Here is a 9,394-nt window from a genome sequence, read left to right on the forward strand (position 1 = left end):
GCTCGGCGGTGTCGACAAATGTTTCGGTGCCCAGCATGCGGTAGAGGCGATGCAGCACATAAATGGCCACGCCAGTGCCCGAGGGCCGGGCCCCGTCCGAGATCGCCTGCTGACGCACCAGCACGTCATCGGCGGTGTGGGGCGCGGTGTAGAATCCGCCGCGCTCTGTATCATCCGCAAAGTCGGCGCACAAGGTCTGGGCCAGCGCACGAGCCACTCCGAGCCAGCGGGTGTTGAGCGTAGCGTCGTACAGATCGAGCAGTCCCCACGCCAGGTAGGCATAATCGGCGAGCGTGGCCTCAATACCAGCTTCGCCATTGCGGTAGCGATGCCACAAACGTCCGTCGTCGCGCAGCATGGTATTGCACAGAAACGAGGCAACATTCTCCGCAACAGGCAGATACGACGCGTCAACGTGCTGTGCGGTGCGGGCAAGTCCAGCAAGAGCAAGCCCATTCCAGTCGGTTAGGATCTTATCATCGAGGAACGGGCGCGGGCGTTCGCTCCGCACCTTGAACAGCGTAGCGCGGGCGGTATCCATCTCGTGCTGCAGGGTATCGGACGTTGTGTCGAGTTGTTCGGCCAGCGCCCCCCAGCTGTCGGCGCGATGCAGCACGTTTTCGCCAGTGCGCTCGCCGGTCGCTTCCTCCTCGAAGTTACCCTGCTCCTGCATGCTATACACTGTTGCGAAACGCTCGGCAGTGTCGGCATCGAGATGATCGCGGATGGCGTCCAGCGTCCACGTGTAGAAGGCACCCTCGCGCGCTTCGCCTGTGTCGGGGTCTGCGCTGTCGGCATCTTCGGCAGAATAGAACGCCCCCGTGTCGTCCAAGAGGTCGCGTGTCAGGTAGGCAACCAGATCGTCGACGTGAGCATCCCACCCCGCGTCGGGGGCAATGCGATGCGCATCTGCCAGGGCCATAAGGAGCAGCCCCTGGTCGTAGAGCATTTTTTCGAAGTGCGGCAGCCGCCAGATGGCATCGGTGGCGTAGCGGTGCAGTCCGCCCCCCAAGTGATCGTTGATGCCGCCGCGCATCATAGGACGCAGCGTGGAGGTAGCCATATCGACCGCGTAGTCGGTTCCCGATGCCGCGCCGTAGGTGCTGAGGAAGAGCAGCGTGTGCGGCATGGGAAACTTAGGCGCGCCGCCAAATCCGCCATGCGTGGGATCAAACTGGCGGCTGAGCTGCTGCACGCCGTTCTGCAGCGTAGACGACGCTGGGACATCGCCCCGTGTGTCGGTATCGCTCTCTTGCTCCAGCAGGTCGATCATCTTGTCGGCCTCCTGCTCCAGCTTGTCGCGCTCTTGCGTCCATAGTGCCTCTACGCGCTCGGTCAGTTCCATGAGCCCGGTGCGGCCCATGCGCCCGTGCTTGGGCAGATAGGTAGCCGCATAGAAGGGGCGTTTTTCAGGAGTAAGCAGCACGTTGAGGGGCCAGCCGCCGTTACCCCGCATCATCTGACACACGCTCATGTAGAGCTGGTCGAGGTCGGGACGCTCCTCGCGGTCCATTTTGATGGGCACGAACACTTCGTTCAGGCGCGCGGCCACCTCGGCATCCTCAAACGACTCATGCGCCATCACATGGCACCAATGGCAGGTGGCGTATCCAATTGACAAGAACACGGGCTTGTCTTCAGCCTGCGCCTTCGCAAACGCCTCCTCGCCCCACGGGTACCAATCTACGGGGTTGTCTTTGTGCTGAAGCAGGTACGGACTACTGGATTCTGCGAGTTGGTTGGCCATAGCGGGGGCATAGAGTGCAAGAGAGCCGTTCGCAATACAGGATAGCGTGCCCTTTGTATCGAAGGGGCTTTCATGTGTGCCCGCGCTGCGTACCGTGCACACATCTGCCATTCTACGTTTTTCCTGCGTGTCTGCTTCATACAACGCATCAGACCACAACCTGAGCCATGGGAAGCACAATGTCGATGATGAGCATGAGCAGTTCTTGAATCCACTGAAGCAGATGTTCAATCAATGGTTGAGTCATAATAGAGTCGGAATGCGTTATAGCAAAACGGGTGATGCTGGATGCTCGACGGACGAGCATATTTGTGTACGCCGAACGGGGTCATTTGTACCGAACGCCGTTGGATTCTGCTGGGCTACAACGTGGTGTATGGTGTGCACATTTTCCAAACGGTTTTGGATGAACGGAAGATGCGCCTGACGGACGGTTATGATATCCAGTTGCCAAGAAAAAGTGTCGTGGAAATCATTCTGATAACGGTGTTGGTTAAGCTGCAAATGATCACGGGAGGTATCCAAGACGTGTTTGTTGTCTTCAATATGGAAACGCGTGGTCACCATGATACCTGCCGGAAGCCCGTTCTCAGATAACACAAAATGGCTCTTTATTGTGTTTGAAGACCAATTACGTTCTGCAGCGGTTTGAAAAAACGGCTCCGGTTGAGTGCCTACCACTGGTCCGGGAGAGGAACCTTACGGATATGCGTCAATAGATGCAATCCTTTTCGCTTGCCCTGCCTCTTGAAGCTGCCGTCTGTGACTGGTTCGCTGTTGTCATCGGCTCGTGCACATCTGGCTTCGCTACGTGAGCGGGCTTACGTTCCGTTCTCAAAGAGGCCGCGCAGCGTGCTTCTGGTGCTCGGCGATGGCCGGTGGGTTCCTGGCGTACGCATTGAAAGTGCATCGTACTCACTCAGTATTTCGGCGATAGGAAATGCCGTGACAACAGCCTATAGTTTGCGGTGCTTCGAAGAGGTTGCAGGGGTGATCGCATCAGCCCCGCTCTCCCCGGCTGATGAAGCCTATCTGCAAGTGCTTGATGGGTTTTCCGATGCGTTTCCACCGCGCACAAACGGCACCGACCTGACTTCGTACTGGCGCACCGCCCCGCCGAGCAGCCTCACCCCCCCCGTTGATCCCACGATGCCTGTACCTAACTCACCTGCTGAGGGCATTGCCGCAGCGCGTGAGGTAGCAGTGCATGCGCACATCCCAGAGTCGCGGTTTCCGGTAGGAGCCCTGCTCGTGCACGCCGCGCACACAGCCGTGCCGGGGGTCAATGTGGAACATCCCGACTGGACGCGTATCTTGTGTGCCGAGCGCAATGCCTTGAGCACAGCATATGCGTACGACCTCACTGAATGCACAGCGCTCTACCTTTCGTGTCCAAAGGCGCGCCACGGTTCGCCCTGTGGTGCATGCCGCCAGGTGCTGGCCGAACGCGCCCCCGATGCGATGCTGTATATGGATCGACATGCCGATTCCCCTGAGCGGAGCACGCCCGCGGCGCTCCTCCCAGCGTTCTTTAACAGCTCCGACCTCATTCCGGACTGACGCTGCTCGCTCGGCGTTTCCAGATTGGTTCGTTTCCACGTTTCGCCCTATGCCAACGCATGATCTTCCACATCAGCTTCTTCGTGCTCGGCCTGGTCATTCTCTACTTTGGAGCCGAGTGGATGGTGGGCGGCTCCTCGCGCCTGGCGCTCTACTTTGGCATCCAACCCATTGTGGTCGGGCTCACCATTGTAGCGCTGGGCACTTCGTTGCCCGAGTTTCTGGTGAACCTGTTTGCGGTCATCGCACGCGAGGATAGCATTGCCGTTGGCAATATCATCGGGTCCAACATCTCGAACATCGCCCTCATTCTGGGCACAGTGGCTGTACTTGCGCCTCTGCATATTGCACGCACAGTGCTGCATCGCGAGTACCTCATCATGATGGGGGTGATGCTGATGTTTTTAGGAGTGTCGGTCGACGGGGTCATTCAGCGTCATGACGGGCTGTTACTCGTTACGGGACTCGTTGCCTTCTTGAGCTACCTGTTCTACACCAGTAAAGAGCGTCCGAGCAGCCTGGTAGAGGACGAGTGGGCCGATGCTTCTCAAACAACTTCTTCGATCTCGCTGCCGTGGCAATCGGCCCGCATCGTCGTGGGTATGATTGGGCTCGGAGCGGGCGCTCACCTTATGGTGGAGAGCGCGGTTGCCATTGCAAAGATCTATGCGATTTCGGAAGTTGTCATTGGGCTTACCATCGTGGCCATTGGCACGAGTCTGCCCGAGTTGGCAGCCTCGGTCGTAGGAGCGGTAAAGCACGAAGACGGGCTCTCGATTGGCAATATCCTGGGAAGCAACATCCTGAATGTGCTCTTTGTAGTAGGGGCAGTGTCGAGCGTGCAGCCGCTTGCTGTAGAAGCAGAGTCGGTCCGCATCCACCTGCCGTTTATGTTGGCCGTGTGCGGTATGCTCTACGTGCTGGCTCGTCCCTCATTTCGACTGGGACGGGCAGGCGGCGTAGCGCTACTGCTTATCTTTGGCGGATACATGACGTATCTGCTGATGCCCTACCTGTAAGCCACTCCTCCTGCACATCGCTCCTTCAATTAGTGAGCGGTTGCCACGTCACGTGGTGCTGGTTAAGCCGGACCGTCGTTACGCACCAAAAGCGTGCATTCCCTTGGTTTTTAGTTTGTTGTAGATATTATTTATGCTCACGCTTAGCGTATCGGGATGGTGGCTGCTGCTCATCACCGCTGGGGCTATGGGCGGAGCGGCGTGGAGCTATGTCCGCACACAACCGGCACTACCGCCTGCCTGGCGGTGGGGACTTGGCACCCTGCGTGCTGCGTCGCTCTTCTTGATTGGAGTGCTGCTCCTGGAGCCGTTCTGGACGCGCGAACAGACCACCACGCATCCGCCTCAGCTGGGCGTGCTGCTCGATAACTCGCTTAGCATGCAACACACTGGGGTGGATACGACCGATGCCCCCGTATCCGACCAGATGGAGGCGCTCCTCGACACCTGGACCGACGCGCTCGACGCCTCGCCCCGGGTCTATCCCTTTGACACCCGCCTGAGCCCGGAAACAACCCCGACATACGACGCGCCCCGCACCAATATCACCGCAGCGCTTCGGGAGGGACTTCAGCAGCACATGCCGCATACCGACGTCCCTTTAAACGCGCTGGCCCTGATCTCCGACGGGCAGCATAATAGCGGCGCGCTCCCCATTGAGCTGGCTGAAAACGCCGGCGTGCCTATCTACCCAGTTGTTGTGGGCGATACGCTTCCACAGCGCGATGTGCAGGTTCGGCGCGTGCGCACCAACGACCGCGGCTACGTCGACACGCCTCATCCCGTAGAGGCTCGCATTCGTAGCATCGAGGCTGAGGGCGAATCCGTCACCGTAACGCTGAGCCGCGATGGCACGACGCTTGACACCGAGGAGATTACCCTTCCCGAAGGCACCGCCGACCAGCCCGTGTCGCTCAGTTACACACCCGAGGAATCCGGAACGCATACGCTCACTGTGCGCGTGAGCGATCTGCCTGACCAGGCGACCAGCGCGACCAACACGCAGTCGGCCACGGTGCGCATTGAAGACCGGGCCCGCACAGCCTGGATTGTGGCAGGGTCGGCCTTTCCAGATGTGGGGGCGCTGCGCCGTCTGCTGAGTGCGAATCCCGAATGGGACGTCTCGGCCACCGTGGTCTCACAGCAAGGGCAGCTGCTGACTCCTCTCTCTGATGCCGAAGGACCTCCCGATGTGCTGCTGCTTGCGGGTTTCCCCACGGCCGATACCCCTGCCGAAGTGCTCGATGAGATCAGCGATTGGGCCAATACGCAGCCCTTGCTTGTCTTCGCGGGGCCGCAGGTGGATGCCGAACGGCTCGACGCGCTCGCAGGAGATCGGCTGCCTGCGACGCTAACAGACGCATCGGCTACGGAGACGCGCGTGGTGCCGGAGGCGCGTGCTCAAAACCATCCGGCATGGACTGGACTCGACGATGCCGGGGCGTGGGAGCAGTTGCCCCCCGTGCTTAATACGCCCTCTGCCGATGCGCGCCCTGACGCCGAGGTGCTCGCGGCCACTGAAAGCGGCCCCCCGTTTGTGCAGACCTTACAGCGCGACCGGCAGCGCGCAGCTCTTGTGAGTGGATACGGCACCTGGCGCTGGACGACCCTGCCTCCCTCACGCGCCGATGCTTCGAGGCTTTGGCCTACCCTCGTTACCAACCTTGCACGCTGGGCCAGCACCGATCTCGACACGCCCGTCCGCATTCGCCCCGACGCCTCCGTGTTTGCGGGTACCGAACCGGTTACCTTCTCGGGACGCGTATTTGACGGACGCGGTGAACCGGTCACTGAAGCCACGGTGGCGCTTACCATTACCAACGACGACGGCGAAGACTTGCCGTACACGATGCGCCATGCCGGGGGCGGGCAGTATCGGTTGGATGCGGGAGCCTTGCCAGCCGGGTCGTACACCTATTCGGCCACCGCCACACGCGGCGATAACGACCTGGGGACCGATGCGGGGTCGTTTGAGGTCGATACCCCCAACATCGAACGTCAGGCTACACGTGCTAACCTGGAACTGATGACCCAGCTGGCCGACCGCACCGGCGGCGAGGTGCTCTTCTTAGACGAAGCCGATGCGTTGCCTGAGCGGGTGCAAGCGCATCCGTCCTTTACCCCCACCGAGCGCACCGAGCGCACCGACTGGGCCCTGGCTCATGCCTGGCCGCTGTTGGTTGTGGTGCTGGGTCTGCTTAGCACCGAATGGTTTCTGCGAAAGCGCCAAGGACTGGCATAGCCGCACCGCTGGTATAGCCACACGGTCGTAACGCCTCCCCCCACTTGAATCTCTATGGCGGGGCTACCGGTGTAACACGTTCGCATAGCAAACACGCCACAGTCGCTATCTGCTCAACCGCCTGCCCTCGTATATGTCTTCTTGGATCCCCACAGCCCCGTCTCACCTGCCTGATGTGCTGCGTGATGTACTGGAAGAGGAGGCCAGTCTTGCTGCCTTGCTCATTGGAATCCGCCGCCACCTGCATCGCAACCCGGAGGTGGGCATGAAGGAGCATGCTACCAGTCGCTTCATCCGCAAGACACTGATGGCGTACGGTCTAAATGTACGGGGTCCCATTGCAGGCACCGGGCAGTTCGTCGATATTGGACCCAAGGATCCGACGCGTCCTATGGTGGCGTATCGCGCAGACATTGACGCGCTCCCGACACAAGACCAGAAGGAAGCCCCGTACCGCTCGCAGCGCCAGGACGTGGCGCATCTGTGTGGGCACGATGCGCACACCGCCATGGGCATTGGCGTGGCGCTGATGCTGCGACGCCGTGAAGAAGAATTGCCGGGCCGCGTGCGCGTGTTCTTCCAGCCGAATGAAGAAGGCCTGCCCAGCGGCGCTCCCCTCATGATCGACGGGGGCGTGCTCGATGGCGTAGGAGCCGTGTACGCCGTACACGTAGACCCACACCTGTCAGTAGGCCGCTACGGACTCATCGCTGGGGCGGCTACAGCATCGTCGGATCGATTCGATGTATATGTACGCCAGGACGGCAGTGGGCACTCTGCACGTCCGCATGAAGGCATCGACACGGTGTGGGTGGCGCATCAGCTCATGAACGCGTACTACCAGCTCGCGGGTCGCATTACCGACACCCGCAACCCCGCTGTGCTTACCGTATGCCGCCAGGGCGGCAGCGAAGCCCACAACGTCATTCCCGAATGTGCCTCGTTCGGCGGCACACTGCGCACCACCCAGCCCGACGACCGCGCTACGCTTCGCGACCAGATGCACGAACTGGCAGCGCTGTGGGAAAAGCAGTCGGGTGCTGAGATCGAACTCGATTTTGAAGACGGCTCGCCGCCGGTCATGAACGATGCCATACTCATTGCGCACGCCGGCGACACGATTGCCGATCTGTTTGGGCCGCAAGCTGTGTATCGCATCCCCCAAAACAGCATGGGCGGCGAAGACTTCGCCCACTATCTGAAGCATGTGCCCGGGGCCTTCTTGCGCGTAGGAACCGCCTCGGGACCGCAAACGGAGTACCCGCTGCATCATCAACGTTTTGATCTCGACGAATCGGCCCTTGTGCCCACCACAGAGCTTATGCAGACCATTCTGGTGCGCCATCTGGAGCGCGACCTCTCGAAAGACCGCGAGCCGACCCAGGCTCCAGGCGTTCGTGTGGCATAGTCGCTTGCAGATTTCGTGAACCAGCCGTATCTTTGGGGAGAGCGTCTCTTTATGCAGTAGCGCTGCGCCTCAAAATTCCTTTCTGATACGGCTCTGTTCTCATGCATTGTATTAATTGTATTAAGCGTACCGGTCTCGGGGAGCCCGCTGTATGTAGCCACCTATGTCGCATCGTAGCAAGCGTCAGTCTCTTTCTATGGATATGCGGGGGAGCCCTTCACCCCGCCTGGGCCCAGGCCCCCCCCGATGTGATTCTCAACGAGATCATGTACGCGCCGCAGCCCAGCCAAAACGAATATATCGAGCTGTATAACCGGTCGGATACAATGGTCGATCTGGGCGAACTGGAGTATGCAAACGGTCATCGCGAGTTTACGCCCGTAGCCGAGGGTTCGCCCCCCCTTGCTCCGGGCGAATACGTGGTGCTGGTGCGCACGCCCGAACAGTTCGAGGCGCGGTTTCCGGACGTGCCGTATCAGGCGCCAGAAGGATTCCGCGCGCTGCGCAACAGCGGCGATACGGTGCTCTTGCGCTACGGTGATGTTATCATCGATGAGGTGACGTACAGCCCCAGCTGGAGCACACGCGACGATGCCGCCCTGGAGCGTGTCGAGCCCAATGCGCCCACCGATGCCGCGTTCAACTGGCAAAGCGCAACAGCATCTGCTGGGGGAACCCCGGGCGCCGAAAACAGCGTGTTTATCCCCGACAACACACCGCCCGAGCCGGTATTTGCACAGGTGGATGCAGATCGGCTACGCATCACCCTAACCTTTAACGAGCCCCTGAACCCCGCCTCACTATCCGACGCCTCGTTTTCTGGGCCCGAACAGGCTCCCCTATCTATCACCCTGGATGCGGCGCAGACGCTGCACCTGACGTACACCGACCCACTTCGGGCAGAAACGCTCACGATACGTGACGTGCGCGACTGGCGCGGCAACCCAACCGAGGCTACGCTGCCGCTGTCGTACGTCCCCGACCGCGGAGACCTGGTGGTGAGTGAAATCATGTACCGCCCGCTCAGCGACGACTTCGACGACCGGCCCAACCAGCCCGAATATTTCGAGGTTGTCAATTCCACCGAGCGGTGGATCTCGCTGCAAGGACTGTTCACCACCAACCGTCCCCGCGACACCGGTGAAGCCGACACCCTCGATTTGCGCATTGGGAGGCAGCACGTAGCGCCCAACGAGGGCTACGCGGTCGTATACGCAGAACCGCAGTCCGATGACAGCACCGCCGCCACGCTTAATGAAGCATTCCCCACACAAGACCTCGCAGTTCCAGATGGCCCCGCCGTGATTGCGGTGCCGCGTTCGCGTCTTGGGCTGCGCGTGCAAGCAGATCGCTTGCGCTTGCACCGTGCCGATGGCGAGCCGGTGGCCACCGTTGATTACGATCCCGACTGGCACGCA

General features: G+C 60.5%; 7 protein-coding genes. 6 read left to right on the top strand and 1 reads right to left on the bottom strand.

Annotated features, from left to right (window positions below; translation table 11 throughout):
- A partial coding sequence (locus R6U20_RS09195) for a thioredoxin domain-containing protein (RefSeq protein WP_410337560.1) occupies positions 1-1,747 on the bottom strand: 1,747 nt, incomplete at its 3' end.
- 288 nt (positions 1,748-2,035) lie between these two features.
- Here R6U20_RS09195 and R6U20_RS09200 point away from each other — a divergent pair.
- The 6 genes from R6U20_RS09200 to R6U20_RS09225 all read left to right on the top strand — a co-directional run.
- Positions 2,036-2,344, top strand: a complete 309-nt coding sequence (locus R6U20_RS09200) for a hypothetical protein (RefSeq protein ID WP_410337561.1) — start codon at positions 2,036-2,038, stop codon at positions 2,342-2,344.
- 348 nt (positions 2,345-2,692) lie between these two features.
- Positions 2,693-3,307 carry a cytidine deaminase family protein gene (locus tag R6U20_RS09205; RefSeq protein WP_410337562.1) on the top strand — a complete coding sequence of 205 codons (615 nt, stop codon included), beginning with the start codon at positions 2,693-2,695 and terminating at the stop codon, positions 3,305-3,307.
- 59 nt (positions 3,308-3,366) lie between these two features.
- Positions 3,367-4,326: a calcium/sodium antiporter gene (locus R6U20_RS09210; RefSeq protein ID WP_410337563.1), complete on the top strand. Its 960-nt coding sequence runs from the start codon at positions 3,367-3,369 to the stop codon at positions 4,324-4,326.
- A gap of 133 nt (positions 4,327-4,459) precedes the next feature.
- Positions 4,460-6,568 (top strand): hypothetical protein, encoded by a 2,109-nt coding sequence (locus R6U20_RS09215; protein ID WP_410337564.1) that lies wholly within the window; start codon positions 4,460-4,462, stop codon positions 6,566-6,568.
- 133 nt (positions 6,569-6,701) lie between these two features.
- Positions 6,702-7,976: an amidohydrolase gene (locus tag R6U20_RS09220; protein WP_410337565.1), complete on the top strand. Its 1,275-nt coding sequence runs from the start codon at positions 6,702-6,704 to the stop codon at positions 7,974-7,976.
- 101 nt (positions 7,977-8,077) lie between these two features.
- The coding region (locus R6U20_RS09225) for a lamin tail domain-containing protein (RefSeq protein ID WP_410337566.1) at positions 8,078-9,394 on the top strand (1,317 nt) is incomplete at its 3' end.

This window comes from Longimonas sp. (assembly GCF_046498435.1).
Taxonomy (GTDB): domain Bacteria; phylum Bacteroidota; class Rhodothermia; order Rhodothermales; family Salinibacteraceae; genus Longimonas.